General features: G+C 54.5%; 31 protein-coding genes, 2 tRNA genes and 2 pseudogenes. 23 read left to right on the forward strand and 12 right to left on the reverse strand.

Annotated elements, in window-relative coordinates; translation table 11 throughout:
• Positions 1-2 precede the first annotated feature (2 nt).
• The 3 genes from truD to CS910_RS05720 are packed head-to-tail and all read left to right on the forward strand — an operon-like array spanning position 3 to position 2847.
• On the forward strand, positions 3-1250 hold the full coding sequence (truD, locus tag CS910_RS05710; RefSeq protein WP_099210175.1) for a tRNA pseudouridine(13) synthase TruD: 1248 nt from the start codon (positions 3-5) through the stop codon (positions 1248-1250).
• 48 nt (positions 1251-1298) lie between these two features.
• Positions 1299-2039 carry a phosphoglycolate phosphatase gene (locus CS910_RS05715; RefSeq protein ID WP_099210177.1) on the forward strand — a complete coding sequence of 247 codons (741 nt, stop codon included), beginning with the start codon at positions 1299-1301 and terminating at the stop codon, positions 2037-2039.
• Positions 2014-2847: a GNAT family N-acetyltransferase gene (locus tag CS910_RS05720; RefSeq protein WP_099210179.1), complete on the forward strand. Its 834-nt coding sequence runs from the start codon at positions 2014-2016 to the stop codon at positions 2845-2847. The genes CS910_RS05715 and CS910_RS05720 overlap by 26 nt, the downstream gene beginning before the upstream one ends.
• Here the strand turns inward: CS910_RS05720 and CS910_RS05725 are convergent.
• Positions 2840-3985, reverse strand: coding sequence for a M20 metallopeptidase family protein (locus CS910_RS05725; RefSeq protein WP_173866275.1), 1146 nt, complete (start codon positions 3983-3985; stop codon positions 2840-2842). The two genes, CS910_RS05720 and CS910_RS05725, sit on opposite strands and share 8 nt — an antisense overlap.
• 123 nt (positions 3986-4108) lie before the next feature.
• Here CS910_RS05725 and CS910_RS05730 point away from each other — a divergent pair.
• From CS910_RS05730 to CS910_RS05810, 17 genes are all read left to right on the forward strand, one after another.
• A tRNA-Ala gene (locus CS910_RS05730) sits at positions 4109-4186 on the forward strand.
• Positions 4187-4196: 10 nt separating this feature from the next.
• Positions 4197-4274: transfer RNA gene (locus tag CS910_RS05735), tRNA-Val, on the forward strand.
• 562 nt (positions 4275-4836) lie between these two features.
• Positions 4837-5097, forward strand: coding sequence for a 50S ribosomal protein L37ae (locus CS910_RS05740; protein ID WP_014121315.1), 261 nt, complete (start codon positions 4837-4839; stop codon positions 5095-5097).
• Positions 5098-5121: 24 nt separating this feature from the next.
• Positions 5122-5271, forward strand: coding sequence for a DNA-directed RNA polymerase subunit P (locus CS910_RS05745; protein ID WP_099210181.1), 150 nt, complete (start codon positions 5122-5124; stop codon positions 5269-5271).
• Positions 5272-5322: 51 nt separating this feature from the next.
• On the forward strand, positions 5323-5958 hold the full coding sequence (locus CS910_RS05750) for a ribosomal biogenesis protein (protein WP_014122035.1): 636 nt from the start codon (positions 5323-5325) through the stop codon (positions 5956-5958).
• Positions 5907-6179, forward strand: a complete 273-nt coding sequence (pcc1, locus tag CS910_RS05755; RefSeq protein WP_099210183.1) for a KEOPS complex subunit Pcc1 — start codon at positions 5907-5909, stop codon at positions 6177-6179. Before CS910_RS05750 ends, pcc1 begins: the two co-directional genes overlap by 52 nt.
• A 214-nt stretch (positions 6180-6393) precedes the next feature.
• A complete protein-coding gene (locus CS910_RS05760; RefSeq protein ID WP_099210185.1) occupies positions 6394-7284 on the forward strand; it encodes a hypothetical protein in 891 nt (296 codons plus the stop codon).
• Positions 7285-7295: 11 nt separating this feature from the next.
• Positions 7296-7703, forward strand: a complete 408-nt coding sequence (locus CS910_RS05765) for a hypothetical protein (protein ID WP_099210187.1) — start codon at positions 7296-7298, stop codon at positions 7701-7703.
• Positions 7704-7778: 75 nt separating this feature from the next.
• The gene (locus tag CS910_RS05770) at positions 7779-8129 is read left to right on the forward strand and encodes a prefoldin subunit beta (RefSeq protein WP_099210189.1); all 351 of its coding nucleotides are present in this window, start codon (positions 7779-7781) and stop codon (positions 8127-8129) included.
• A gap of 27 nt (positions 8130-8156) precedes the next feature.
• Positions 8157-8477, forward strand: coding sequence for a DUF3194 domain-containing protein (locus tag CS910_RS05775; protein WP_099210191.1), 321 nt, complete (start codon positions 8157-8159; stop codon positions 8475-8477).
• Complete coding sequence (locus CS910_RS05780; protein ID WP_099210193.1) at positions 8455-9438, forward strand: DHH family phosphoesterase; 984 nt, start codon at positions 8455-8457, stop codon at positions 9436-9438. Before CS910_RS05775 ends, CS910_RS05780 begins: the two co-directional genes overlap by 23 nt.
• Positions 9439-9443: 5 nt before the next feature.
• Positions 9444-9770: a Trm112 family protein gene (locus CS910_RS05785; protein WP_099210195.1), complete on the forward strand. Its 327-nt coding sequence runs from the start codon at positions 9444-9446 to the stop codon at positions 9768-9770.
• A 35-nt stretch (positions 9771-9805) separates the two neighbouring features.
• Positions 9806-10927, forward strand: coding sequence for a tetratricopeptide repeat protein (locus tag CS910_RS05790; protein ID WP_223211934.1), 1122 nt, complete (start codon positions 9806-9808; stop codon positions 10925-10927).
• Positions 10854-11579: a tRNA-binding protein gene (locus tag CS910_RS05795; RefSeq protein ID WP_099210199.1), complete on the forward strand. Its 726-nt coding sequence runs from the start codon at positions 10854-10856 to the stop codon at positions 11577-11579. The genes CS910_RS05790 and CS910_RS05795 overlap by 74 nt, the downstream gene beginning before the upstream one ends.
• Before the next feature lie 219 nt (positions 11580-11798).
• A complete protein-coding gene (locus tag CS910_RS05800; RefSeq protein ID WP_099210201.1) occupies positions 11799-12884 on the forward strand; it encodes a hypothetical protein in 1086 nt (361 codons plus the stop codon).
• A gap of 207 nt (positions 12885-13091) precedes the next feature.
• Positions 13092-13982, forward strand: coding sequence for a hypothetical protein (locus CS910_RS05805; RefSeq protein ID WP_145955368.1), 891 nt, complete (start codon positions 13092-13094; stop codon positions 13980-13982).
• A 10-nt stretch (positions 13983-13992) separates the two neighbouring features.
• On the forward strand, positions 13993-14298 hold the full coding sequence (locus CS910_RS05810; protein ID WP_099210205.1) for a hypothetical protein: 306 nt from the start codon (positions 13993-13995) through the stop codon (positions 14296-14298).
• 19 nt (positions 14299-14317) lie between these two features.
• Here CS910_RS05810 and CS910_RS05815 read toward each other — a convergent pair whose 3' ends face one another.
• From CS910_RS05815 to CS910_RS05845, 8 genes are all read right to left on the reverse strand, one after another.
• Entirely contained in the window at positions 14318-16177 is a 1860-nt protein-coding gene (locus CS910_RS05815) for an aldehyde ferredoxin oxidoreductase family protein (protein WP_099210207.1), read from the reverse strand.
• The gene (locus CS910_RS05820) at positions 16177-17004 is read right to left on the reverse strand and encodes an aldo/keto reductase (RefSeq protein ID WP_099210209.1); all 828 of its coding nucleotides are present in this window, start codon (positions 17002-17004) and stop codon (positions 16177-16179) included. Before CS910_RS05820 ends, CS910_RS05815 begins: the two co-directional genes overlap by 1 nt.
• A gap of 84 nt (positions 17005-17088) precedes the next feature.
• Entirely contained in the window at positions 17089-17277 is a 189-nt protein-coding gene (locus CS910_RS05825; RefSeq protein WP_042689110.1) for a hypothetical protein, read from the reverse strand.
• A 23-nt stretch (positions 17278-17300) separates the two neighbouring features.
• Positions 17301-17594, reverse strand: coding sequence for an ArsR/SmtB family transcription factor (locus CS910_RS05830; RefSeq protein ID WP_099210211.1), 294 nt, complete (start codon positions 17592-17594; stop codon positions 17301-17303).
• Positions 17595-17671: 77 nt separating this feature from the next.
• A complete protein-coding gene (locus tag CS910_RS05835) occupies positions 17672-18298 on the reverse strand; it encodes a translation initiation factor IF-2 N-terminal domain-containing protein (RefSeq protein ID WP_099210213.1) in 627 nt (208 codons plus the stop codon).
• 43 nt (positions 18299-18341) lie between these two features.
• Positions 18342-18518 carry a hypothetical protein gene (locus CS910_RS11890; protein WP_158523812.1) on the reverse strand — a complete coding sequence of 59 codons (177 nt, stop codon included), beginning with the start codon at positions 18516-18518 and terminating at the stop codon, positions 18342-18344.
• 48 nt (positions 18519-18566) lie between these two features.
• Positions 18567-19394, reverse strand: coding sequence for a DUF2202 domain-containing protein (locus CS910_RS05840; RefSeq protein ID WP_099212444.1), 828 nt, complete (start codon positions 19392-19394; stop codon positions 18567-18569).
• A 200-nt stretch (positions 19395-19594) separates the two neighbouring features.
• Complete coding sequence (locus tag CS910_RS05845; RefSeq protein WP_099210215.1) at positions 19595-20830, reverse strand: 2,3-bisphosphoglycerate-independent phosphoglycerate mutase; 1236 nt, start codon at positions 20828-20830, stop codon at positions 19595-19597.
• Positions 20831-20924: 94 nt separating this feature from the next.
• On the opposite strand from CS910_RS05845, the gene CS910_RS05850 reads away from it, so the two are divergent.
• The 3 genes from CS910_RS05850 to CS910_RS05860 all read left to right on the forward strand — a co-directional run bounded on the left by CS910_RS05850 (position 20925) and on the right by CS910_RS05860 (position 22692).
• Positions 20925-21857: a sodium:calcium antiporter gene (locus tag CS910_RS05850; protein ID WP_099212446.1), complete on the forward strand. Its 933-nt coding sequence runs from the start codon at positions 20925-20927 to the stop codon at positions 21855-21857.
• A gap of 40 nt (positions 21858-21897) precedes the next feature.
• Positions 21898-22392, forward strand: a complete 495-nt coding sequence (locus CS910_RS05855) for an HIT family protein (RefSeq protein ID WP_099210217.1) — start codon at positions 21898-21900, stop codon at positions 22390-22392.
• A gap of 75 nt (positions 22393-22467) precedes the next feature.
• Entirely contained in the window at positions 22468-22692 is a 225-nt protein-coding gene (locus CS910_RS05860; protein ID WP_173866230.1) for a TRAM domain-containing protein, read from the forward strand.
• 5 nt (positions 22693-22697) lie between these two features.
• Here the strand turns inward: CS910_RS05860 and CS910_RS05865 are convergent, their stop codons facing one another.
• The 3 genes and pseudogenes from CS910_RS05865 to CS910_RS05875 all read right to left on the reverse strand — a co-directional run.
• Entirely contained in the window at positions 22698-23384 is a 687-nt protein-coding gene (locus CS910_RS05865) for a hypothetical protein (protein ID WP_099210221.1), read from the reverse strand.
• Positions 23385-23449: 65 nt separating this feature from the next.
• Positions 23450-23878 (reverse strand): annotated as a pseudogene (gene thyX, locus CS910_RS05870) (FAD-dependent thymidylate synthase); the annotation flags it as partial.
• 195 nt (positions 23879-24073) lie between these two features.
• A pseudogene (locus CS910_RS05875) lies at positions 24074-24493 on the reverse strand (LAGLIDADG family homing endonuclease); the annotation flags it as partial.
• Positions 24494-24651 lie beyond the last annotated feature (158 nt).

Raw genomic sequence — 24651 nt, forward strand, 5'->3', positions numbered from 1 at the left:
TCATGGACTATCGCGAGTTCTTCTCCCAGTTCCGGCACCTGAGCGAGAAGCCCGGGATAGGGGGCAGAATCAAGGCCCTTCCCGAGGATTTTGTTGTCATCGAGGAACCCCTACCCCAGATTTTTGAGGGAAGAAAGTACGCGATTTTTCTCCTTAAAAAGCGCAACTGGGACACGATGGCAGTTATTAAGGAGGTTGCCAAGCGCGCCGGAATAAGCCACCGGGATATAGGCTTCGCCGGGACGAAGGACAGGCACGCGGTAACCTACCAGTACATAAGCGTGCCAGCGAAGGCTAAGGAGAAAGTTGAGTCGGTTCAAATCCGGGACGTTGAGCTGAGGTTCGTCTCCTACGGGAGGTTCATAAAGCTCGGCCACCTTCTCGGCAACAGGTTCAGGATAATCGTCAGAGACGTCGGCGAGGACGCCTTTGAAATGGCCAAGGAAATAATCCGGGAACTCCGCGAGAAGGGGGGCTTTCCAAACTACTTCGGCTACCAGCGCTTCGGCGAGAGAAGGGTCGTGAACCACCTGATTGGAAAGCTTCTCCTCCAGGGGGAGTTTGAGGAATCTGCAAGGCTCTTCCTCGGCTACGCCGACGGAAGTATGGAGGGCGACGAAGCCAGAAAGAACTTCTGGGAGACGGGCGACGTTGACAGGGCCCTGGAGGAGTTTCCGCGCTTCCTCCGTTACGAGAGAACTCTACTCTACACCTACAAGAAGACCGGAAGCTGGAAAAAGGCCTTCCTGTCGCTCCCGCTCCCGATAATGCGCATCTTCATTCATTCCTACCAGAGCTACCTCTTCAACCTCTACCTGTCAAGGCGCATTGAGGAGCTACCTCTCAACGAACCACTGGTCGGCGATATAATCGTTCAGGTGAAGGGAGGAATACCGTACCGCGACAGGACATACCGCGTCACCGAGACGAACATCAACTTCGTCCGTGAGAAGGTAAAGAGGGGCGAGGCCATGGTTTCGGGCCCGCTCTTCGGCTTCGCGATGAGGAAAGCCAAGGGACTTCCCGGCGAACTTGAGGGGGAAATCCTCAAAGAGGAGGGGATAACCCTTGACGCATTCAAAAAGCTCCCGAAGCCGATGGCAGAACCTGGTGGAAGACGGGAACTCCTCATTCGCCCAATAGGCATGACCTACGGCTACGTTCCCGGAACTGGAATGTGCTTCCGCTTCTTCCTTCCTAAGGGGGTTTATGCGACCAGTGTGCTCAGGGAGATTATGAAGGACCATTGAAAGCAAAGCCTTATATTCCCGCAACCTTTTCCGTCTTCGGGTGAGAGAATGAGGATTAAGGCGATATCCCTTGACATAGACGGCACGATAACCTACCGCGACAGGACGCTGAGCATCGACGCCCTGAAGGCGATAAGGCTCGCCGAGAGGCTCGGCGTTCCGGTAATGCTCGTAACGGGGAACTCCGTTCCATTTGCAGAGGCCGCGGCCGTTTTCATAGGAACGAGCGGACCGGTCATAGCTGAAGACGGCGGGGCGCTCTCGCTGAAGGGCGAGGGAACGGTGAGGAAGCGCGTTTTTCTGACCGACATGGACGAGGAGTGGATACTCTGGAGCGAGCTGAAGAAACGCCATCCCGAGGCCGAGCTGAGCTACTCGACGATGGAGCGAAAGGCCGGTCTCGTCCTGAGGAGAACGGTTCCCGTTGAGGTCGTCAGGGAAATCATAGAGGAGCTGGGGCTTAACCTGGTGGCCGTTGATTCGGGCTTCGCAATCCACGTGAAGAAGCCCTGGATTAACAAGGGGACCGGGATAGAGAAGGCCTGCGAGTTCCTCGGAATAAAGCCCGACGAAGTCGCCCACGTCGGCGACGGTGAGAACGACCTCGATGCCTTCCGGGTCGTCGGCTACCGCGTTGCCATCGCCCAGGCCCCCGAAAGCCTCAAGCGGAGAGCTGACTACGTTACCGAGAAGCCCTACGGGGACGGCGGGGCGGAGGCGGTAATGCACATCCTCAAGAAGTTCGGCTACCTGGGTGAGGACGATGAGAATCCGCTGGGCGACCCTTGACGACGTTGGGGGAATAGTCGAGCTCCATACCGCCGGAGAAAAGGTGAGCGGTAACCTCTACGAGCGCTACACCCAGGGTGGCCCCTGGATGGCCGTTGAGACCCTCTCGATTCACCTCAACAACCTCCTGCTCGATGACCAGCTTGTTGCAGTGGCTGAGCTCAACGGAAAGGTTGTCGGCGAAGTGGAGGTGCTATTCTCAGAGGAGTCAATCAACGGAGAAATCAGAAGGATAGGGCACGTTGACCTCATAGAGGTTCACCCCGATTACCGGAGGAAAGGCGTAGGCAGGGCGCTGATGGAGTTCGTTGAGGACGTTGCGAGGGAAAGAGGAGTCGAGATGCTGACGGTTCAGCCGGAAGGGGAAGCGGAGGGTTTCTACAAAAAGCTCGGCTTTAACGTTGAGGTCTTTGAGGGGACTACCGTGTGGGTTCCATTGAAGGGTGAGGGAAAGGCAGAGCCAACCGCATTTAGCTGGGATGACGTTAAAGAGCTTGAACTCGTCGCGGGTCGTTTTCAGAGCTCGTACAGCATGTATTTCTCGGTGTTTAAGGACAGCATCGCGGGGATACATTACACGGTCGAGTCCGGGAGGGTTGGAGAGTCATATTATGCACTCAGGAACCTTCCGGGCAGGGAAGGGGTTGCGGTTCTCCTTTGGGGCAGGGTCGAGGACCTCAAGCCTCTCCTCGGGAGGGCACGGGCTCTCGGATTCAAGCGGGCTCTGACGACCCTTCCAGGAGAAGTTGAAAGCTTTGGTGCCGAAAAAATACGAAAAATCAAAATACTCGCGAAGGAGCTCACTTGAGGAACTCCCTGGCAAGCGCCACTTCCATTGCGGTGCCGAGGTGAAGGACGTCTTCGTCCACGTCGAACCTCGGGTGGTGTGCCGGATAGATTATTCCCTTTTCCTCATTTCTGATTCCAAGGGCGAGGAATGCCCCGGGGACACGCTGGAGGTAGTACGCAAAGTCCTCAGCGCCCATTGAGGGCGGAACATCAGATTGGTTGAATCCATACTTTTCTGCCACCCTCCTTGCGAAGTCAGCCATTTCCTTGTGGTTGATGGTCGGCGGAACGAGTTCAACAATCTCACTCTTGCTCTCAAGGTTGTGAGCTTTGGCTATGCCCGAAATTATCTCTTCAATCCTCCTCTCGATGAGCTTTCCGACCTCTTCGTTGTAGAACCTGAAGGTTCCCTTAAGTTCGGCCTCCTCAGGAATTACGTTGTGCGCCGTTCCCGCGTTGAATGCCGTGACACTGACAACTGCGGTCTCGAAGGGCGACACGTTCCTGCTGACGATGGTCTGAAGTGCCATCACAGCTTCGGCCCCCGCGGGAATGGGGTCCCTTGCGAAGTGGGGGTAAGCCCCGTGTCCTCCAAGGCCCCTGAACTTTATCGTAAAGAACCCTGCCCCCGCCAGGAACGGGCCGTCGCGGATTCCAATGACCCCACTCGGCAGTTCCATCCAAACGTGGAAGCCGAAGATGGCGTTAACTCCCTCAAGGGCGCCCCCTTCAATCATCTTCAAAGCTCCGTTTCCGCCCTCCTCAGCGGGCTGGAACACGAGCCTGACCCTGCCGTTGAACTCTTCAATGTGCTCGGCGATTATTTTCCCAGCTCCAAGGAGCATGGCCGTGTGGGCGTCGTGACCGCAGGCGTGCATCTTTCCGGGAACGCGGGACTTGTATGGAACGTCGTTCTCCTCCTGAATCGGCAACGCGTCCATGTCGGCGCGTAACGCTATGGTCTTCTCACCCTCACCGATGTCGGCTATGATTCCCGTTCCAACGCGCTTTATCCTGTATCCCCACTCGCGGAGGTGCTCTTCCACAATCTTCGAGGTCCTCTCCTCCTCGTACTTGAGTTCCGGCCACATGTGGAAGTCCCTGCGCCAGGCTATTATCTGATCCTTAATCTTCTCGGCTTCTTCAATCGGATTCATTCCAATCACCGGTTCAATGTTGGCAGAGATGCATATTAGCTTTTCGATGTATATCTGAAAAGAACATTCGACCGCAAAATTTATAAACCCGCCCAGAAAGGAGATAACGGCGTCACTGGAAGTGGGCCGGTAGCTCAGCCTGGTATGAGCGCCGCCTTGGCAAGGCGGAGGCCCCGGGTTCAAATCCCGGCCGGTCCACCATCCTTGGGTTGGGCCCGTGGTCTAGACTGGTTATGACGCCACCCTGACAAGGTGGAGGTCCGGGGTTCGAATCCCCGCGGGCCCACCATCGAAACTTTTGCCAAGCAAAAGTTTCATCAAAGTTCGTGATTCTCTTTGAAAAAACTTATTCTTTGGGTAGATTTCTCTTTTAGTTGCTTCTTTGGAGAGTGAATTCTTTCAAAAGCGCCTTTTACAAGGGAGTTCGAGTCTTTTGCGCTCCTTTGGAGCGCGGTTTAAGTAGAACCCGCGCGTAAAAAGCCCCAACATGGTGAATTCAAACTTTCAACGGCCGACTTGATTTTGAAATCCCATTGCAGAGGAGTCCTAACGAGGAATCACGAGCTTTTGGTGAAGCTTTTTCTAAAAGCTTCCTGCGCAAGCGCTGGCGGAAGGTTAAGTGCTTTTTTAAAGTGTTCACTTTGTAATGACGTCTTTGGCTTAGGCTACAAACCTTTAGTGGGGAGGCATTCCCGGATAAATTTTATAAGGAAACTCTCCATCAACGGGCTAGTTTAAGGAAATCTGAGTTTGATGAAACTTGAGGAGCACGGTTTCCGGGCAAAGGTTTATAAAACGTCCCCGGGAACACTCTCCAGTCTCCGAGAATGCTTAACTTTGGGGTGATGCTCATGGGAAGGACTGTTAAGGTCGGTTCAGCCGGAAGGTTCGGTCCAAGGTACGGTCTCAAGATTAGAAGAAGGGTCGCGGCCGTTGAGGCCAAGATGAAGCAGAAGCACGTTTGTCCCGTCTGCGGAAGGAAGGCCGTCAGGAGGATTAGCACCGGCATATGGCAGTGCCAGAAGTGCGGTGCCACCTTCGCTGGCGGTGCCTACCTGCCGACCACTCCCGCCGGAAAGGTCGCGAAGCGCGTTGTCGCTTCCAAGGCCTGATTCTTTTCCTTTGAGGTGATTCCTATGGTGGTAGCCGTTTACCGCTGTGCCAAGTGCGGTAAGGAGGTCGAGCTCGACCTCGCCACGACCAGAGAGGTCCGCTGTCCATACTGCGGAAGCAAGATACTCTACAAGCCCCGCCCGAGGGTCGCGAGAAGGGTTAAGGCCATCTGAGCCTTTTCTTTCGAAAGGCTTTTATCAACCAAACCCAAACGAGTGGTTGCCATGATGCTGATAACGACTTCCCACAGACCGACGAGGAGGACGAGGAGCTTTGGCCACGACCTGGAGAAGGTCTTCCCCAACTCGCTCTACCTGACCAGGGGAAAGAAGACCATTCAGGACCTGCTCATGGAGGCCTACGACAGGAACTACGAGAGGCTCTTGATAATCAACGTCTGGAAGGGCAACCCGCTCAAGATGACTTTCATAAAGGTTGACCCCGACGACTGGGGCTACCTTGGCTACCTCTACCTCCACGGCATCAAACTTCAGCGTGAAATCGGTTTTAGGGACATCAGACCAATCCGCGAGGAGATGCCCTTCGTTGTAACCACTGCCAAGCGCGTTGGCATAGACCACACCGCCTTCGCCCAGGCCTTCGCCGAGCTCACCGGCGGAAAGTTCGTCCCGCGCGGTAACAAGAGCCTCCAGACGATAGCGGACAAGAACAACACGGACGTAATCGGCGTAATCGAGAACTACCCGAGGGGGATGGCCGTCAACTTCTACCGCTTCGACGTTACAAAGGACCGGCCGGTAGGGCCGTTAATCCTCGTGAAAATCTGGATTATGGAGGACGGGCGGAGATGGGACTACAAGGAAGCTCTTCTGAGAAAGTCTGGCCAATCGAGGGAGTAATTGAGCTGACCTTTCCCGACGAGGAAACGGCCAGGGTTGTCTACGAGAGCGTTCTCTACGAGCACAAGACCGTCCCCTACAGGCGGAGCAGGATTGATTTCCTTCTCGACGGGAGGAAAATCGTAATCCGCTTTTTGGCCAAAGACAACTCGGCCTTACGGGGAACGCTGAACTCATATTTGAGATGGATTAAGGTCGCGATGGATTCCCTTGAGCTCTGATCCCGGCCTCTTCTCGTTGCCTGCCAGTTTTTGGGTTATGTCTCTACAACTAGGCTTATTGGCTTTTCCATGGCCAAAACGGCTGAGGTACATAACTCCGAAAAAATTTATCTGCTCAGAAAAGGGAATGTTGCTTAATTACAATTAATAGTAAAACTTATAAGGATAGAGTGTGTATAATGTATTGTCAACAACTATAGGGGAGTGAAACGTCGTGAAGTGGAAGGCATTGCTTGCACTCCTGTTAGGACTGCTCGTCGTTGGAGTGACTGCAGGAAGCGCGGGGGCAACAGTGGGGACACCTGTAGGCACCAGCAGCCCCTCGGACCCGTGGGAAGCATGGGCAAAGCAGCACACTGTCCGTGTGCTCGTCGTCGAGAGAATCCAATACCTGAACGGGAAGCTCATAAAGCAGGTTGAGTACACGGGTGATGAACTACAGGCCAAGTTTGGAGTTGACAGGATTTCCAAGGTCAAAGTCGCAAGAATGTCCCTCAGCGAGTTGCTGAAGCTGTATCCCCTGGAAGCAAAGACGCTGGCCTTAGGAATGCCCGTGGTTAGAACATATTACAAGACAACCGTCCTGACCACCAGCGACGACCCGTACCCCTGGTGGGAGCATCCCCCATATCTCCCGAGGTGGACCTGGGATAAAGTTGAATACTGTGGATATCTGTTCTGCCACACTTACTATGAAAAAGCAGACCCCGTCAACCTCGTCTGGGAGGGTGGTACCAAGGACGATGTCAAAAAAGTACTCAAGGATGCCGGCTGGAACGACTGGGTTGTAGCATCTAGTCAGTATATCTACGACCCGCCCCAGTATGGGGGAGGTGGCTGGGAAGAGGGAGATGACCTAGCAACTAGCTGGCATGGACTTTTTGGAAGATACCACATTCGCCTCTGGGTGATTTACAATGGAAAGATAATAGGCTCGGCCCATCATGACACAAGCTTTCCTCACCATGCTGACACATACGAGGGGGGCGAGGACAAGGTGGCGGGATATTACAAATCGCCGTGGCACGTCTGCGAAGACTGCGTGAATCTGCACAACGCTATCGGCGAGAAAAACGATGGGTACGCGACGGTAATTAAGAAGTGAGGGGTGGAAGCATGCGGCTCGGGCGCCCCTTTTCAACTATTGTTTTTGCCTTTTCAGTGTATTTTCTATACATGGGCATAATCTTTACGCTTGCACGTCTTCCCCTTTCCGGTGACGAACCGAATCTGCTCCTTGACCTCTTACCCGTCGTCATTGGCCTTTCCATGCCAGCAGCGGCCTCGCTTCTCTTCCTCCGCAAAACAAACGCCCAGTCCGGGCTTTTCCTCGTAACCTCAACGACCACCGTAACGCTCGCCTCTCTAATTACCTACTCAATCATCACGAGGAACTGTGCTCCGAGGTGCGACGATGACGTCGTGTGGTTCTTCCTCGCCGGGCTCGTCATCGTGGGCTTCGTGACTGGAACCGTCCTCTACCAGCTGGCCGGAAAGTTGAGCTCCTCAACCTCGTCCCAGTGAGTTTGGGCCCCTACCTAAACTATTTAAAGCCCCGCCCTTATTCTAACCCGGCATCACGATTACGGAGGTGTTGTCATGCAGGGTATTCCGCCGCAGGTTCAGTCCATGCTGGCCCAGCTTGAGAGCTACCAGCAACAGCTTCAGCTTCTCGTCCAGCAGAAGCAGAAGGTCCAGCTCGAACTCAACGAGGCCAAGAAGGCCCTTGAGGAGATTGAGAAGCTCCCCGACGACGCGGTCGTCTACAAGACCGTTGGGACGCTCATCGTCAAGACCGACAAGGCCAAGACCGTCGAGGAGCTCAAGGAGAAAGTTGAGACTCTCGAAGTCCGTCTCAGTGCCCTTGAGAGGCAGGAGAAGAAGCTCAACGAGAAGCTCAAGGAACTGACCGCCAAGATACAGAGCTCGCTCCGCCCCACTGCGGGCTGATTTCCCTTTTCTCCTCCGGTGGTGGGCATGGAGCAGAGGGGCGTTATTAACATCGGCCTTCCAGAGCTGAGCGAGGAGGAGATAATAGAAATCGGAGAGCTGGCTCAGAGGGTCATAATAAAGCACGTCTTTGACGCCCTCAATCGGAGCGACGTCAAGGACATCGAGGTGACCACAAGAATAAACCGGGACGAAACGCTCAACCTCGAAATCGAGGTCTACCTCGAAGTGCCGGTCTTCGTCAAGGTGGACGTCGAGAGGCTGATTAACGAGGCCCTTGAGAAGGCCTACGAAGCGGTTGAGAGAAAGCTGAGGGAGATTGCTAATGAAGGGAAAGCTCAAGCTTAAGCGCTTCCTCCAGCGCTCGCGTGACAAATCCTATCTCCTCCTCTGCCATCACAACGCCGACCCCGATTCCCTCGGCTCGGCGATAGCCTTTGCCCGCTACCTCAGGTTTATCGGCGTTGAGAGGGTTAGAATAGGCGTTGCCCAGAGCGTTTCCTCCTACGCGAAGAGGCTTTTGACGCTCTCGCCCGTTCCAGTTGAGAAAAACCCGACCGTTGATGAAGACGTTGTCGTAATTTTCGACACTTCCTCCCTCGAACAGCTCGAACCGATTGAGATTCCAAAGGGGAAGACGGTGATCCTGATCGACCATCACGTCGAGAAGGAGAGGCCGATTAAGGCCGACATAGCGGTCCTTGACTCCTCAAGGACATCAACCGCCGAAATCGTGTGGGAGCTGTTCAAGTACCTCGGCTTTGCCGACGAGGAAAGCGCGAGAGCCCTTTTGGCGGGAATCGTTACCGACACGGCCAACTTCCGCTTCGTCAACGCGAAGACCTTCAAAGCGGTGAGCGAGATACTGGAGAGGTTTCCGCTCCAGATGGGGGAGATATTTTCCCTCGTTGCCCCTGCCAGCGACGAAAACACCGACAACGCCCGGAGGATGGCGGTTTTAAAGGCCTGTCAGAGGCTCGAAATCAGGAAGTTCAGGAAGTACATCATCGCCGTCTCGAAGGTCTCGGCCTACGAGTCCTACGCCTGCAAGGTCTTCCTCCAGCTTGGGGCAGATATCGCGATAGTTGGGAGCGAGAAGAAGGGCGTTAGGATTTCCGCGAGGGCCAAGGAGAGCCTCGTGAAGAAGGGCCTCCATCTCGGAAAAATCATGGAGAAGGTGGGGCCCGTCATTGAAGGCTCTGGCGGTGGCCACGCCGGGGCCGCAGGAGCGAACGGAAAGGCCAACCTTGATAAGGCGGTAAAGCTAATCCTCAAGGAGATTGAGAACTTCCTCAGGGAGAACGGGTGATTGAGATGGCGAAGTGCCCGCTGTGCGGAAAGCCCCTCGACTGGGGGGAGCTGGTTGAGCAGATGCTGAGCCTTGAGAACGCCGAAGAAACGCTGAAGGACCGCGAGAGGTTCCTGAAAGCTATCGAGGAGTTCGCCTTCAAGTGCCCCCACTGTGGTGAGGAGTTCTACGGCAAGTACCTGCCGAGGGATGAAGCGGAGAAGGTCTTCGAGCTCCTCAACGAGTTCAAGGGCTCGATAGACTGGGAGAACAAGCGCGTCCGCCTCAGGCTGAACAGCCTTTTAGCTCTCGACAAGATGCTCGAGAACTGGGACAAGAAGATGAAAGGGTAACCCTTTTTAGGTTTTGGCACTATTTCAATCGTCCGGTGGTTTCTGTGGAATCGGTGAAGGAGAGGCTCAACGCCGGTGACTTCAAGGGCGCCCTTGAGCGGGCGAAGTCCTTAGACGACCCTCTGCAGAGGATTTTAGCGCTCAGCCTGGTCATGACAGAGTTCCCGCGCGAGGAGGTTCTCTCCGAGATGCTCGAAGCGGTTGAGACGGTCACCGGTACCTACGAGAGGGCAATAGCGTATTCGCTCGTTGGCAGAGCTTTTTACATCCTCGACCGCGAGAAGGGCGGTTCCTTCTACTTCGAGCGGGCGGTGAGCCTTGCGAAGTCTCTCCCATCGCCGAGGCTCAGGGGGGAGGCTTTGGCGGGAATCGCGAGGAACCTCGTTTTAGCGGACCGATACGGCGATGCCTACATCCTCTTCAGCGAGGCCGTTGATGAAATCCAGCGCGCGAGGGGGTTGAGTTCAAGGGCCCTTGAAACGCTCCGCCGGGTCGCGAGGCTCATCGAGAAGAGCGCCGACGAGATTCCCAACGAGAAGGCCTTAGCGTTTTACCGGCTCGCCCGCGACATCTACGACTCCCTCTTCTTCAAGCTCCAGGCCAAACACCTCTCCGACAAGATTGCGCTCATCGAAGACGTTCTCAAGCACGGCAGGGCCGTCGTCACCGAGCTGATAGAGAAGGGCGACGTCGAGAGGGCCATCGAGGTGATGCGCTTCCTCCCGCTTGAAGATAGGGCCGTCGAGATGCTTCACCTGAGCTACTGGCTCTTCCTCCACGAGAGGCCCTACCTTGCGAGGAAGGTCTTCAACGACGCGCTCGATTTAATCCTCGTTGGCAAGTTCCAGCCGAGGGACGGCGAGATTCTCTCGATAGCCAGGAAGATGCTCAAGATTGGTCGCCTTGAGGAGCCCCTAATCCTGGCCGGCGTCATCAGGGACGTGGGGCTGTCATCGGAGCTCCTCGGCGAAGTTGCACTCGCCTACTCCCGGAAGGACCCGGCGAGGGCGCGCTCGATAGCCGAGGGGATACGGGACGAAAGCGTTAAGAGACGGGTTTTGAATGCCCTCGAGGGTGGTGAAGATGTGGGACACGAGCAAGGACTACCGCTTACTGGTGGCGGAGAAGGCGATAGAGCTCTTCCTGAAGACGGTTGAGGGAGCGAAGTTCAAGGGTCACTGGGACAAGAAGAAAGCGATAAAGCTCGGCAAGGAGATGCTCCCGGAGATACAGGCGATGCGCTACAGCTACATAGAGCCGAACGAGCTAATCGAGACACCCCAGATGAAGGCCCTGAAGGAGAAGGCCCTCGGAATAATCGAGGCCCTTGGTGGAGAGGACTGGCACCACAAGTTCATAAGCAACGCCTCAAAGGACGAGCGCGAGAAGGTTGAGGAGCAGGTTGCGAAGATTCGCTTCTTCCTGAACACGATACTCGGCCTCGACAAAAGGCTCGCCCTCGGAAAGATAAACGACCCGGTCATAGCGGTCGACATCGAGGTCGGCGAAGTTATGAGCGTCGCCAAGCACCCCAACGCCGACAGGCTTCTCGTCACCAACGTCAACATCGGCGACAGAGCCATTACCGTCGTCACCAACGACTTAACAGTTAAGGAAGGAAACCGCGTGGCGGTCGCTTTGCTCCCGCCGGCCAACTTCAGGGGAATAGTCAGCGAGGGCATGTTCCTTGGCGCTGGAGAGGGCGTTCTCAAGGACGTCAAGGGCGAAATCGGTGGCCTGCCCAAGGGCATTCCGCTGGAGGCCTTAAACGAGACGAGGAACTTGGTCGAGGCGTTTTTGAAGGGGTGACTTTTCACTTCTTGTTCGGATGTATTCACTAACCTACTCGATTACTCTTCTTTCTTTTGGACTGTCTCAATCGCAAAACCCAACTCCGAACAAATTTATACTCGAAAAAAAAAAAAGGAAGAAGTTTTACTAACAGTAAACGAAAAAGCTTATATATGCTAACATTTCCATAAGTGTAATGAAAACTCTCAGGAGGTGAACCACTTGAGGTGGAAACCTATGTTAACAGTCCTCTTGGGGCTGCTGATAGTTGAGATGATTGCAACATCGAGCTACAGCATCGCTACTGGTCTTCAATCCTCTCCCTCCACAAAGTTACCACCGTTAGAGCCCCCCAAAGAGCTATCCAAAGTCTTTACTGGAAAAAATGCCGTATCTCAAGCAAAGGCCTTCCTTGCTAGGAAGCATCTAACATTGATTATTAAATTCGACTCAATGAAAAACGTGACTTTCGTGGGAATAGCTCTTAGGCCAGTAGGTGATGATGCATATATACCCGCTTACTACATAGTTGAGGGAGCAAAGCCATCACAATATCAACTCCTAAGAAAGAAGTTTGAAACATTTGCTGAGGCTCATTTCAAGGCTGAAGTCTCTAACGTTAGAGTTAATTCTGCAATTGAGCCTAACGTGAACTGGAACTATGCCGGCTTAGTAGACTGGATAACATCAACGACATCTTTTCTTAACCAAAAAGGGGTTCTTGAGCTTAAAGGGTTTTACTACTATCATATCGTAGATTCAAACACAATTGAGTACTACGCAGTAACAAAAGTTCGCGGGGACGTATCATCGTCTTGGGTATCTCTTAAAGACCTTCGCCTGCATGTAAGCAGGGAGGAGACCTATGAGGCAATCGATGATTTCCTCCCAGATGGACACATCGGGCCAACTACAAGCTATTCGGAGTCAATATTAATTGGATTAAGTTCTGATAAAACTGCCCAGATAAGTGCCAGCGCTAGTTATACTGTAAATACTAACGACAAATATTACTTCAGGATGGACACCCATACGTTGAATCCAAACGAGTACGTTGACTTTCATGCATATGACTTTAAGAAAAACGTAAGATTTGCACCGGACCATCCAGCATGGGGTAAGTCTTTCTACTTTAAGACTGCCGTTACAATGCATGTTAACTCACCTGACAATGCCTGCTACTTTGGAGTTTTCAAATATGACGCAAGTGCGGAATTTTATTTCCAAGTGCCCGTAGGTTTAGTGCCAGTAATAACAAAATCACCAAACGACATAAAAATCTCTGTATATGTATATCCTCCACATACAGTGTTCCATAGTTAACATCTCTCTTTCTATATTTTTTCTATCTTTGCTGAGCCGTTTTGAAGAGCTGACTTCTTGCTTTTGACCACTTTTTGAAGAAAAAGTTATAATCTTGAGTGGCAATATCTTTTAGGTGGGGTAATGCCAAAATACCAGGTTATTCTGGCCGTGCTCTTGATACTTTTCGTAATTGGAATGGCCTCTTTAGGCCGGAATTCAAACCCAATGAATACGAACTCAGTGAACAACAGCGGGGAGAGAGACCCCCACCGCCTGACGTGCTCCCTCTTGAAATACGGTTATTATAGAGGAGAACCGATTGGAGTTTTCAACGGCGCGGCGATTTACAAGGTAAGCGACGGATTCGCGATTAAAGTCAAAAACTCAACCTACCTAATTAACGCGAGCAGGGTTTTCTTCTTTGACTGGGGCTTCGTTGCCTTCAGAAACGAGAGCGAAGTTAACACTGTCCCCCTTGTAAAGTTCATCGTCGGCCAGTACGGCAAAACGAACGTGAGCACCGGCAACTTAACTGCGGAAGTTCCGGTCGTGGTTTTAATGGCCTGCAGTTACGATGGAAAACCCCTCTGGAACCTCACACTTTCGGGCTATGCCTGGGCCTACGACGACGGGGAATACGGCATCCAAGCAAACGGAACGGAGGCTCCTGCCGTCCTCGTAGCGAATACGAGCGACTACCTCTACGTTCTCGTTTACCAGACCGCCCCAAGGCAGTTTCAGGACCTCAGGAGGTATGTGCCGGACGACTACTTCTACGTTCTCGGCAAAAACGGGACGGTCAGGAAATTTGACCTCGGCGGGGGTCCCGTTCCCATCAGGAACACGTTCCTTGTCTCCAACGGTAGCTACGTTCTCATGGGACTTGAACAACCCCAGCTTGATGGCTCGCCCTACGTTGGCTACGTCATGATTTTAAACGGAACTAAGGTTGTCTGGAGTAGACTCTTCCAGATGAAGGACCCGAGCTGTCTCTGCTACGTTATTCCTGGCTGGGGCAGGATTGGCGAAAACGGCTGTGCTGTATTCAGCCTCTACGACGGCGAGGGAAGGTACTGCAACGGGAAGTTCACCTACGTCGCCAATGCAACGGGGTGAGGTGAGTCAAATGAAAATTGAAGATGCTATCACGGCAATTCTCTACGGTGTCTTCCTCCTCTTCGCCGTTCCCTTCTTCCTCTACTGGAGCTCGGCCATCGTTGACACGCTCGGCGTCGACCGGCACCTTCCTTTGGAGGTCACTCCCATTCTCGTGGTTGCCATGGCGTCGTTGGCTTTCACTGGCGTCGCTCTGATACCCTGGATTGCGTTTAGAAGCCGGAAGGACCTTAAAAGGCCCGCCGTTGCGTTCTTCTCGGTGAGCTTTGCCTTTGCCCTCTTCCTCCTCTGGCTCGGCTTTTTGAGCACAAAATAAAATGACAAGAAAAGGCCTTTTATTCTACGCCCATTCTCCTCTTCACTACCTCCAACGCCCGCTCTGCGTCTTCCCTGAACTCCGGATAGCCGAGCTCTTCCATCGTCTCCGGCAACGGGACGCCGAGCTCCTCGTGCCAGCCCCTGAGCCTGTAGAACTCCTTTCTGGCCTCAAGGAAGTCGTTGTAGTCTATGAAGGCCTTGTTGCCCTTGGCCGGGCCGTCTGGCTCCGGCTCCCACCAGCGAGGCGGAATCGTGTCGTCGAGTGGAGGCGTCACCCAGTCGAGGGCGTCGTGTATGCGCGCGATGCTCTCAACGGCCTGGGCAATTTTCCTGAGCCTCTCGACCGTCCATTCCTCACCGGTCGCGAGCGAGTAGAACTTGGCAAGGTCCTCCATCTTGTAGGACACGAACTTGCACGTTCCGAGCATGTCGGTGATGTAGCTCTCGTCCCTGCCCTCTATCATCGACGGCACGAGCTCCTTTGCCGGCCCCTGGTTCGGTAGCTGATGGGGTCTCGGCCAGCCCCTCAGGTGAGACGCTCCAACGTCGGCGGTGGCGTAGCTGAGGGCGTAGGTCCTCCTTCCGCGCGGGTCCCAGGCTGGACTTTCCATGCCCTTCACGTGCACGGCGAACTTGCAACCTCTACCGAGCCTCTCGCAGGCCCTCTTTACACCATCGGCAAGAATCGCCCCGATGCCCCTCCTCTCGGCCATCAGCTTGATGAGCTTTTCCTCGGCCTCCTCGTCGCCGAAGCCCCTGACCGGGAACCCTATCTCCTCCTCGCTTATGAGGCCCCTCTCGACCAGCTCAAAGAACCAGCCTATCGTCGCTCCCGTCGCTATGCTGTCGAGGCCGAGGTTGTTGACGAGCCAGTTGAAGTAGGCAACGGCCGGGAAGTTGAAGACGCCCGTTGCCGCTCCAAGCATCGCGATGCTCTCGTACTCGGGCTTGACGCGGATTCTCCTGCCCTTGTATTCGACCTCTACATACCTGGCGCACTTAATCGGACAGCTCTTGCCGTGGACGAACCACTCGGGCTCTACCTCGTACTTCTTGACCTCGTCCCCGCTCAGCTTCTCCGCCAGCTCCTCCGGAATGTAGGGCCTTGAGAAGTTGTAGGCTGGACTCATTCCGAGCGAGGCGGAGCTCCTAACTCCGTCGCTCGTCCCGTAGTTCCTCAGGTGCTCGTACTTCGGGTCGGTCGCGAAGTGCTCGTAGAACTCCTGCCACAGTTTCTGGAACTCCTCCGGGCTGGCAACCGGTGGCTTCTCCCCCGGCTCAACCACAACGGCCTTAACCTTCTTGCTCCCGAGGACGGCTCCAAGACCGCCCCTTCCGCTCGCGCGCTCGGTGTCGTAAATCACGTTGGCAATCCTGCTGAGCCTCTCGCCGGCCGGGCCAATCATTGCCATGCTGGCCTTCGGGTGCTCCTTCCAGAGTTCCTTGGCAACCTCGTAGTTGCCCCTGCCCCAGAGGTGCTTCGCATCCCGGATTTCGACCTCCCCATCATGGATGTAGATGTAAACCGGCTCTTCCGCCTTACCTTCGATGATTATCGCGTCGAAGTGCCCCTTGAGCTTGGGTCCGAAGGCGTCTCCACCGCTTGAATCGCTGATTAGCCTTGTCTCAGGGCTCTTGCTAACGGCTATGACCTTGCTGGAACCCGGAATCAGGCCTGTCAATCCACCGGTGGCGAAAACGAACTTGTTGGCCGGGCTGAGCGGGTCGGTTCCCGGCGGGACCTCCCGGTAAATCAGGTAGTAGCCGAGACCCTTTCCGCCGACGAACTTCCTTATCACCTCATCGGGAAGTTCCTCGTAGGTGACCTTTCCCTCGGTCAGGTTCACGCGGGCTATTTTGTTCTTGTATCCGTGCATCAGACACACCTCCGGGCTTTCTCCCTATCTTCCCTACTCAATCTCCAGCCCATAGCGCCGGCGTTCTCTTCCACGTGCTCCTTCCTGCCGGCCTTGGGAATCGCTATAACGTTCTCCTCCCATATCAGGTAGTTTAGCGCGACCTGGGCCGATGTTTTTCCGTATTTTCTCCCAATCTCGGCCAGACAGGGGTTCCTCGCGAGTGAGCCCTTCTCCAGCGGGGTGTAAGCTATCAGCGCAATCTTTTCCTTCTTCATGTAGTCGAGAAGTCCACTCGTTTCGGGCCAGCGGTCGCGGAGGGAGTACTTTACCTCATTGGCAACGATTTCGTACTTCCTCATTGCCTCCTGAGAGCGTTTCAGAAGCTCCAAGTCAAAGTTGCTGACGCCGATGTATCTTATGACCCCTTCATCAACCAGCTCCTCGAGGGCGTGGAGGGTCTCCTCTATCCTTCGCCACTCGGTTCCGGGCCAGTGGAGGAGGTGCAGGTCAATGTAGGTGCCGAGCCTATTAGCGCTCGCCCTTACCGCTCTCTTCGCCCTCTCGTAGCCGAAGTTCGTGGGCCAGACCTTGCTGATGATGAAGAGCTCGTCCCTGTCAAAGCCCTCGATGGCCCGTCCAACCAGCTCTTCCGAGTGGCCGGCGCCGTAGAACTCGGCGGTGTCTATGAGATTTATGCCGAGTTCGAGGCCGTAGCGGAGAACCTCGACGCTCTCCTCGTCCCGCGAGTAGTCGGGGCTCTCGTAGCCACCAATCCCCCAGGTGCCGAGCCCTATCGCGGTTACCCTATCCGAACCGATAGCCTTCAAGTCCTTAAAAACGCCCACAATACCACCTAATAAAATAGAAGCGTTTAATCCCTTTTAAGGTTTCCGTTTGAACGCTAAAATCTATGTCACAAAGTTGTGGAATCAGACCTCTTCGAGCTTCTTCCTGACTTCCTCGGTGTTCCTCCTGGTTTCCTCAAGGGCGTTCTTCAGCTTCTCCAGCTCGACCTTGAACTCGTTCAGGGTCTTGTTTACCTGGTAGAACGCGAATATGAGCACGACGAGTATAATCAGACCGAGGATTATGCTTATCCATCCGCTTGGGGTCGACATATGCTCACCTCCCCAGGGCATTTTCATCCCTCCAGCTTCTTTATCAGGTCGTTGTCTATGACGAGCCTGAAGGGCCTGGCCCGGTAGTACTTCTTGGCCCTCGGGTCGTCGGGCTCGAGGCGAAGCTCGCTCTCGACGAGTCCTGCCTTCTCAAGCTTTTTGAGGTGGAGATACAGGAGTTGCCTCGATATTCCGAGGGTTTTGGCGAGCTCGTAAACGTACCACTCCTTTTCGCAGAGTAGCTTGAGTATCTTAACCCTGACGGGATTTGAGAGTGCATCGCATACCTTTGCCAGCTCCTCGACGCTCTGGACCATGGTCAACACCGCTGATTGGGCCTGAATGGGGTTAGGAAAAGAGGGATAAAAGCTTTCCGCTGGGAACTTAGCAATCATCAGGACCCTCTGAGTTCCGCAATAGCTTCCTCCAGCAGGGCCTTGAACTCCTCCCTGTCCAGGTCGTACTTGTACTCAATCTCAACCAGCTTCTCGTCAGGGGTCGCCTCTATTCCCTTCTCCTTTAGCTTCTTTACCAGCGCGTCCGCTGAGACGTTGAACTCGTCTGCCAGTTGTTTGACCGTGTAGTCTTTTATCATAGTACCCGTGATGTAGACCGTTGAGTTCGTGGACTCCTCGTAGTAGGAGTCGTAAGTCGTATCGCTCTCCTCACTGCCAACGTAGGCCGAAAAGGCCTGGTATCCTCCCGCGAGGAGCAGGAGTGGTATTATCAGTCCCGCGATGGTCTTTACCTTAGAGCCCCTAAAGGCGGACTTCAACATGACCCACATGCTCTTGAAGCCGACGACCAGATGAACGGCTACGAGGCCAATCATCACGAAGCCAAGGCATGTGTGAACGTTGGTCAGTGTGTCCTTGTCCATTCCGAGGAACGTCCATCCTGTTGTGTGGGCAATCCTCCCGCTGGGCGCCAGGTACAAGCCTATTCCCGTTATCGCTATCGCCACGAAGACTATCAGGAGGAGCAGGTCAACGACTCCCCTAAGGAGTGCGGAGGTCCTCATTGGACCACCTCCGGTGGGCATTTTCCTATACAGAGCATCTTTCTCACCTCATCAACGCGTATATTATGAGCCCTATCACGATGAAGGGCAGGAGCAGGAAAGCCAGCTTGGCGAATATTATCAGCAGGGTGAAGGGGAGGAAGGGCCAGCCGAAGCCGAATCCCCTCCTCCCGTGCATTGGACCCATTACCGGTCCGAATCCCCTTGGCATTTTCACCACCAAATCACGCCGTCTGCTTTAACTCTCGACGAAAAGAAATGAAAGGCTTCAAATGCCGAACCTTCCAAGGAATCCCCTCATCCACTTCCAGGCGTGGGCGAAGGCGTTGGTGATGGTGTTGGTTATACCGCCGTCCTGGGCGGCCTTCATCTGACCACCCATGGCGCCGTGGCCGTGGCCCATTCCGCCCATGCCACCCATTCCGTGGGCCGGTGCGGAGCTCAGTATCTCGTCAACCTGCTCCTGCGGAAGCACCTGGGCGGTGTAGTTCACGCCCATCGCCTCGAGCTGGCCGACGAAGGCCCTGAGGTGGTTCTCACTGCCGGCCATGAGGTTGCTGTAGACGGTCTTGATGTCCTCGTTGTCGGTCTTGGCAATCCAGTCCTCGAGGTCCTTTATGTCGGTTTCCTCGATGAGGGCACCGACCTTAAGGGCGTCCTCGGTGCTCTGGCTTCCCATCCCGACGAGCTGGTCGTAGAGGTTCTGGAGCTCCTCGTTCTGGAAGACTCCTACCTGGTTGAGCGTGCCCGGGGCGGTCAGGTTGTACTTCTCTATGAGACTAAGCACCATGTCCATGTGCCTCTGTTCGCTCTGGGCTATGTTGCTGAAGACGACGAGACCGGTCTCGTTGTAGAGCGTCAGGTAAACGTCCCTGGCAAGCTTCTCCTCCTCAACCATGTAGAGCAGGCCGTTAATCTCGTCCTCGCTCAGGGGTGCATAGTAATTGGCTAGCGTGCTGTTGAGCATGGGCGCCGTCTGGGTGCTCTGGCTCGCGTAGGGGTTGGGTCCCGGCTGACCGCGCCACGCCGCGACTCCTCCCAGGGTCATTCCTATTAACAGGGCAATCAGCCCCAATCCAAACCACATCTTTCTCATGTTCTCAACCTCCTCCATGTGTAACTTCAATGTTACATATGCACGAATGGTTTATAAAGTTTGCGGTTATTGAGAAAGGTAACTGGGGGACCAAAAGGGAACCACTGAAAAAGCAGGGGGACGTTCTACCCAAGAAATCCATCAGGAAAACCCAGTGATGGTGCAACGCAGTCCAAAAAGTTGAAATTTGGAGAAAAGGATTAAGCCCCGAACTTCTCGGAGCGGTTCATGAGGTCCATCATTATGGGCACTATGTCGTGGCCCCTTATCCTGCCGAGTCCGCCACGCATGCACTCGCGCTCGCCGAAGCTCTCGGTGTAGTCCGGCCTGACGCCACCGCCGGCTATGAGAACCGGAACGGGGTCCCCGCTGTGGTTCATGACCTCGCAGGGCGTGCTGTGGTCGCCGGTTATCGCTATGACCACGTCCTCAAGGTCAACGTGCTCAATGATGTAGCCTATCATCCTGTCAGCCTTCTCAATCATCTCAGCCTTGAGCTTCGGGTTGTTGTCGTGGCCCGCTGCATCTGTCGGCTTGAAGTGGAGGAACACGAAGTCGTACTCCTTGAGCAGTTCGACGGTCTTCTTTGCTTTGGCCATCTCATCGGTGTTGTACTCGCCGGTTGCCCCCTCCGGCGTGTAAACGTCGAAGCCTATCGCCCTCGCAACGCCCTTGACGAGCGAAACCGCTATGACGGCTCCGGCCTTGACCTTCCACTGCTCGGTGAACTTCATCGGAATGTTCGGGTAGGTTCCGGCTCCCCTTATCAGGAGGTAATTGGCTACCGGTTTGCCCTCCTTCCTGCGCCTCTCGTTGATTGGGTGCTTTTCAAGAACCTCATGGGCCTGCCTGACGAACTCCTCAAGGATTTCCGCAACCTTCTTGCTCTCCTCGTCCTCCCAGGTGAACCTGTGGGGGGGCTTTCCGGCCTCGTGGGGGTCGTTCTCGCCGACGCGGTAGCCCTTGGCCATGCCCTTGAGGACCAGAACGGCCCTGTGACCGGTGGCCCCAACGAAGATGAAGTCAACCGGGAGCTTTACCTTCTCCTGTATCGCCTTCGCGAGCTCGTGGGCTTCTTCGGTGCTTATCCTCCCAGCTCTTCTGTCAACGATTATCCCGTTCTCGATTGTTGCGAAGTTAACTCTAAATGCCAAATCGTCCTCATCCAAATCCAACCCGACGCCGAGGGCCTCAAGGAAGCCCCTTCCGCGGTAGACCTTGTAGGGGTCGTAGCCGAAGATACTCAAATGTGCCGTGTCGCTTCCCGCCGGCTGGCCGGGCTTTATCGGGTCCTGCTGGCCGAGGATTCCGAGTTTGGCGAGCTTGTCCATGTTTGGGGTCTTTGCGTACTCCAGCGGGGTCTTTCCTCCAAACTCTTTAATCGGTCTGTCGCCGAGGCCGTCGAGGATTATGAGAAGTCCCTTCCTCTTCTTCATACCTATCACCGGGGGTGATTAGTCGGGCCGGTTAATAAGTTTGTTGGGCAACCTTTTAAACGGCTCCCGGGAAGGTGTTCCGGAGGGGAGAAGAATGCTTGAATTCGTGACGTGGACGCTGGCGATAGTCATCGGAATAGCGATTCTCGTCTTGGCTGGGGATAAGCTGTCGGACAAGATAATCGAGGTCGCGAGGAAGGCCGGAATATCGCCCCTCGTCATAAGCATCGTCCTCGTGAGCCTTTCAACGACCCTTCCCGAGATAACGACGAGCGCCCTCGCGAGCTACCAGGGCGTCAACGGAATAGCCCTTGGAAACGCCCTCGGGAGCATATTCGCCAACATCGCCCTAATCCTCGGCCTCGCCTCGATGATTAGGCCCCTGAAAGCGGGTAAATCGGCCTACGAGAACTCCCTCGTTATGCTCGCCTCTCTCGTCTTCCTAATCCTCCTCTCCCTCGACGGCACCCTCAGCCGGCTCGACGGACTTCTGCTCCTCCTTGCCTACGCTATCTACCTCCGCTGGATTCTCAAGAAGCACGCGAGGAGCGAGGTCGACTGGGAGCCGAGCGGGAACGTTACGGCCCTCGACTACGTTCTCCTAATAGTCCTCGGCCTCTTCCTCGTCGGCGGTGCTGAGGCCGTCGTTTTCGGTGGCAAGAACATCGCCCAGGCTCTTGGAATCTCGGACTTCGTGATAGGAGCGACCGTCGTCGCAATCGGAACGTCCCTCCCCGAGATGACCAACGCCCTCTACGGGGCCCTGCGTGAGCGCGGGAGCATAAGCGTCGGCAACATCATCGGCGCCAACATAATGAACGCCCTCGTCGTCCTTGGAATAGCCTCCGTAATAAGGCCCATCCAGACCGGGGCTTCCGTGCTGACAATCCTCCTCGTGCTCTTCGCCATGATTCCGATGATAGTTTCGCTGAAGAGAACCGGCGGGATAGACAGGCGCGTCGGGGCGTACTTCCTCGTCCTCTACGTCGTCTACCTCGTCCTGATTTTCTCGGGCGTGGAACTGTAAGGTTTTTAAGTCCTCTCCCTTTCTTCCTTCGGTGGTGAGAATGAAGGTCCTGTGGGCACCGTGGAGAATCGAGTACATACGCTCACCCAAGCACGATGGCTGTATCTTCTGCGACTTCCCGAAGGAGAACCTGGACAAGGAGAGGCTAATCCTCTACCGCGGAAAGCACGCCTTCGTCATAATGAACAACTACCCATACAACCCCGGCCACGTGATGGTCGCTCCCTACCGGCACGTCGCCAACTGGGAGGAGCTGACCGATGAGGAGCTGCTCGAGATAATGAAGCTCACCCAGCTCATGATTAAGGCGATAAAGAGGGCCATGAACCCGGACGGCTTCAACCTTGGCGTGAACCTCGGCAGGGTGGCTGGAGCTGGAATAGACAGTCACGTTCACCTCCACATAGTCCCGCGCTGGAACGGCGACACGAACTTCATGCCTGTAATAGCGGACACCAAGGTTATCCCCGAATCTCTTCAGGAAGCCTATGACGAGCTCAAGAGGGCTATAGAGGAAGTCGAGAGGGAAGTTTGAGCTTCCATATGGATTCTCCTTCTTCTGGCAAGCTTTTTATAGTTCCTCGTCCCCTCGTTTCTTGAGAACCCTTCGGTGGTGTTTGAGTTGGAGCGGAAAAGCCTTCCCTCCAGGAAGCCCCCTGTAAAGAGGGGCGAGCGCTACAAGGTTCGGATTGAAGGCCTCGGGAAGGGCGGAGACGGCATCGCCCGGATTAAGGGCTTCGTGATTTTTGTGCCGAACACCGAGGTTGGAGAAGAGGTTCAGATTGAAATAAAAAGTGTGAAGGAACGCTTTGCCCTCGGGGAGGTCGTTGGCTGACCTCCTCATATCTTCCTTGCCCTAATCTTGAACTTCTTGTCGAGGGGAAGCCCTTCGAAGGGTTCGCTTCCAAGCTCTATGACCGGTATCTCGGCCTCGATTACGGATTCCTTCATGCCATACCTGACTCGCAGCTCCCTCAGCTTGCCGTCCCGAACCTTGACCGCGAGGTACGTTCCGTCCTCCGCCTCACCCTCCAAGATGAAGTCCTTACCGAACTCCATCGCGATTCTTTTGACGAGTGCTGGAGCCGTTTCGGGACCTATGTGTTCGACTTCACCTTCACTTCCCCGGAATCTTACCACCGGGCATGCCATCGAGGAGCAGAACTCCTTTATTGCCTCGGCTATACCCTTTGCGAAGTTCTCAAGGGGTTTGCCCATAAACGTTTCCCCGAAGCCGGCCCAGCTTGCCGTGACCTTGAGTTTTCTTCCATCCATCTTGAACGTGACCGTTAGGATTCCCTTGTCTCCCCTGAATGTGTATATTGCTTCATCTCTGCCCATGCCGACGTCGAGCTCGAACTCGTAGCCGAAGTTGAAGATGAACCGCGGGACTTTGAACCTGACCCGGCCGTTCTGGAAGCTCTCGAAGTACGGGAAGAACGGCAGGGTCTTTTCGGGTTCACTGAGTATGACCTGGAGTGTCTCCCATCCGTACGGTAGTTCAACTTCAAAGCTCTTTGACTTCACGTTTGTCCACCCCTTTTTAAGTATGGATAAAAGACCGTTGGGGGATTTTTAAATTCTGCGGAATATCACTCGCCGTCTGCAACTTTTTTCCACTTCTCTTTCGTCCTCTTCCAGCAACCCGGCGGCATGAGTTCCCGCTCCGGGCAGTAACCGAGCTGAATGCAGCGCGGCCCGAGCTTCGCCCACCTTATAATCGGTCTGAGCTCGTCGTTTCTGGCAATCTCCTCCAGCATCTTCCAGGCCACTTCGCGAATCTCCCATTGGGCCCTCTCGCAGAGCCTGAGACCGAAGAAGTGCTTCAGCTCGCGCAGGTTCATCGTTACCACTATCTTCGTCCGCACCGCCTGGGGGAGAATGAAGCGCGCGTCCTCCTTTGGAACTCCAGCCTGAACAGACTTAATGTAGAGCTCCCTGGCGTCCCGCATAAGGTCATACCACCGGTATGCCAAAAACGGGTTCTCCAAGACACTTTCAGGTATGGTAAACTCGTACTCCGCAAGCCTCTTTCGTATGGCGTTCTGGATTCTCTCCTTGAGCTCGGGGACAACGGCAAGAGCCTTGAGTATGTTGGCCCTCCTTGTTAGGAATGGGTCGGCGTCTCTGTAGAGAAGTCTTAGCAGATTTTCGGAACCCCTACCCTTGGTGTAGCGAAGGTACCCAATTCCCTGTTTTTCATAGTATTTTAATGCACCTTCAGGAAGCCCCAATTCGGACAGCATGAACATCGTATCCTCGAGGGCTTTTTTACTTGAGCTAACAAACGTTACCTCTGTTCTTTGAAAAGTGCCGTCTCTGAAGACCACTTTGATGTAGCCATCTCCGTCTAGGTAGCCCCTGAGAAAATGAGGCCAGAGGTTTTTGGATACCCCTTTAATCACCCTCTCAAAACTTAGGGTTTTATCCTTTCTTTCAGAAACCCCCCACTTCTTAAGGTCTTTGATTAGCTTTTTGTTTCCAACCCATATCCGGACCGTGTTCCTGCCCTTCTGAGCTTTTACTTTTATCCCTCGCCCAATACGCTCTGCTATCTCTATTAAGAGGGTTTTTTCGAGGTTTTTCTGGTCTATTATAAGGGCGTTCCTTGACTCATTGATGCTACCATCAGCCATTATAAAACCGAGGATGTAAGCCTTGTCCGGCTCGTTAATGTTCTCGAAGAAATCCTCATTCACAATCCTTCCATTGTAAGCTTCTCCCGCTTTTCGGGGAGTGACACCATACGCCCTGAGTATCGAGAGAACCGAAGTGGGATGGAGTCCTGTTATCT

The sequence above is a fragment of the Thermococcus henrietii genome, assembly GCF_900198835.1.
Lineage (GTDB): Archaea > Methanobacteriota_B > Thermococci > Thermococcales > Thermococcaceae > Thermococcus > Thermococcus henrietii.

What these genes read in the sequence shown, in the direction of transcription:
- truD (WP_099210175.1), top strand. Translation starts at nt 3, where the DNA reads ATGGACTATCGCGAGTTCTTCTCCCAGTTCCGGCACCTGAGCGAGAAG.
- CS910_RS05715 (WP_099210177.1), top strand. Translation starts at nt 1,299, where the DNA reads ATGAGGATTAAGGCGATATCCCTTGACATAGACGGCACGATAACCTAC.
- CS910_RS05720 (WP_099210179.1), top strand. Translation starts at nt 2,014, where the DNA reads ATGAGAATCCGCTGGGCGACCCTTGACGACGTTGGGGGAATAGTCGAG.
- CS910_RS05725 (WP_173866275.1), bottom strand. Translation starts at nt 3,985, where the DNA reads ATGAATCCGATTGAAGAAGCCGAGAAGATTAAGGATCAGATAATAGCC.
- CS910_RS05740 (WP_014121315.1), top strand. Translation starts at nt 4,837, where the DNA reads ATGGGAAGGACTGTTAAGGTCGGTTCAGCCGGAAGGTTCGGTCCAAGG.
- CS910_RS05745 (WP_099210181.1), top strand. Translation starts at nt 5,122, where the DNA reads ATGGTGGTAGCCGTTTACCGCTGTGCCAAGTGCGGTAAGGAGGTCGAG.
- CS910_RS05750 (WP_014122035.1), top strand. Translation starts at nt 5,323, where the DNA reads ATGATGCTGATAACGACTTCCCACAGACCGACGAGGAGGACGAGGAGC.
- pcc1 (WP_099210183.1), top strand. Translation starts at nt 5,907, where the DNA reads ATGGGACTACAAGGAAGCTCTTCTGAGAAAGTCTGGCCAATCGAGGGA.
- CS910_RS05765 (WP_099210187.1), top strand. Translation starts at nt 7,296, where the DNA reads ATGCGGCTCGGGCGCCCCTTTTCAACTATTGTTTTTGCCTTTTCAGTG.
- CS910_RS05770 (WP_099210189.1), top strand. Translation starts at nt 7,779, where the DNA reads ATGCAGGGTATTCCGCCGCAGGTTCAGTCCATGCTGGCCCAGCTTGAG.
- CS910_RS05775 (WP_099210191.1), top strand. Translation starts at nt 8,157, where the DNA reads ATGGAGCAGAGGGGCGTTATTAACATCGGCCTTCCAGAGCTGAGCGAG.
- CS910_RS05780 (WP_099210193.1), top strand. Translation starts at nt 8,455, where the DNA reads ATGAAGGGAAAGCTCAAGCTTAAGCGCTTCCTCCAGCGCTCGCGTGAC.
- CS910_RS05785 (WP_099210195.1), top strand. Translation starts at nt 9,444, where the DNA reads ATGGCGAAGTGCCCGCTGTGCGGAAAGCCCCTCGACTGGGGGGAGCTG.
- CS910_RS05795 (WP_099210199.1), top strand. Translation starts at nt 10,854, where the DNA reads ATGTGGGACACGAGCAAGGACTACCGCTTACTGGTGGCGGAGAAGGCG.
- CS910_RS05800 (WP_099210201.1), top strand. Translation starts at nt 11,799, where the DNA reads ATGTTAACAGTCCTCTTGGGGCTGCTGATAGTTGAGATGATTGCAACA.
- CS910_RS05805 (WP_145955368.1), top strand. Translation starts at nt 13,092, where the DNA reads ATGAATACGAACTCAGTGAACAACAGCGGGGAGAGAGACCCCCACCGC.
- CS910_RS05810 (WP_099210205.1), top strand. Translation starts at nt 13,993, where the DNA reads ATGAAAATTGAAGATGCTATCACGGCAATTCTCTACGGTGTCTTCCTC.
- CS910_RS05815 (WP_099210207.1), bottom strand. Translation starts at nt 16,177, where the DNA reads ATGCACGGATACAAGAACAAAATAGCCCGCGTGAACCTGACCGAGGGA.
- CS910_RS05825 (WP_042689110.1), bottom strand. Translation starts at nt 17,277, where the DNA reads ATGTCGACCCCAAGCGGATGGATAAGCATAATCCTCGGTCTGATTATA.
- CS910_RS05830 (WP_099210211.1), bottom strand. Translation starts at nt 17,594, where the DNA reads ATGGTCCAGAGCGTCGAGGAGCTGGCAAAGGTATGCGATGCACTCTCA.
- CS910_RS05835 (WP_099210213.1), bottom strand. Translation starts at nt 18,298, where the DNA reads ATGAGGACCTCCGCACTCCTTAGGGGAGTCGTTGACCTGCTCCTCCTG.
- CS910_RS05840 (WP_099212444.1), bottom strand. Translation starts at nt 19,394, where the DNA reads ATGAGAAAGATGTGGTTTGGATTGGGGCTGATTGCCCTGTTAATAGGA.
- CS910_RS05845 (WP_099210215.1), bottom strand. Translation starts at nt 20,830, where the DNA reads ATGAAGAAGAGGAAGGGACTTCTCATAATCCTCGACGGCCTCGGCGAC.
- CS910_RS05850 (WP_099212446.1), top strand. Translation starts at nt 20,925, where the DNA reads ATGCTTGAATTCGTGACGTGGACGCTGGCGATAGTCATCGGAATAGCG.
- CS910_RS05855 (WP_099210217.1), top strand. Translation starts at nt 21,898, where the DNA reads ATGAAGGTCCTGTGGGCACCGTGGAGAATCGAGTACATACGCTCACCC.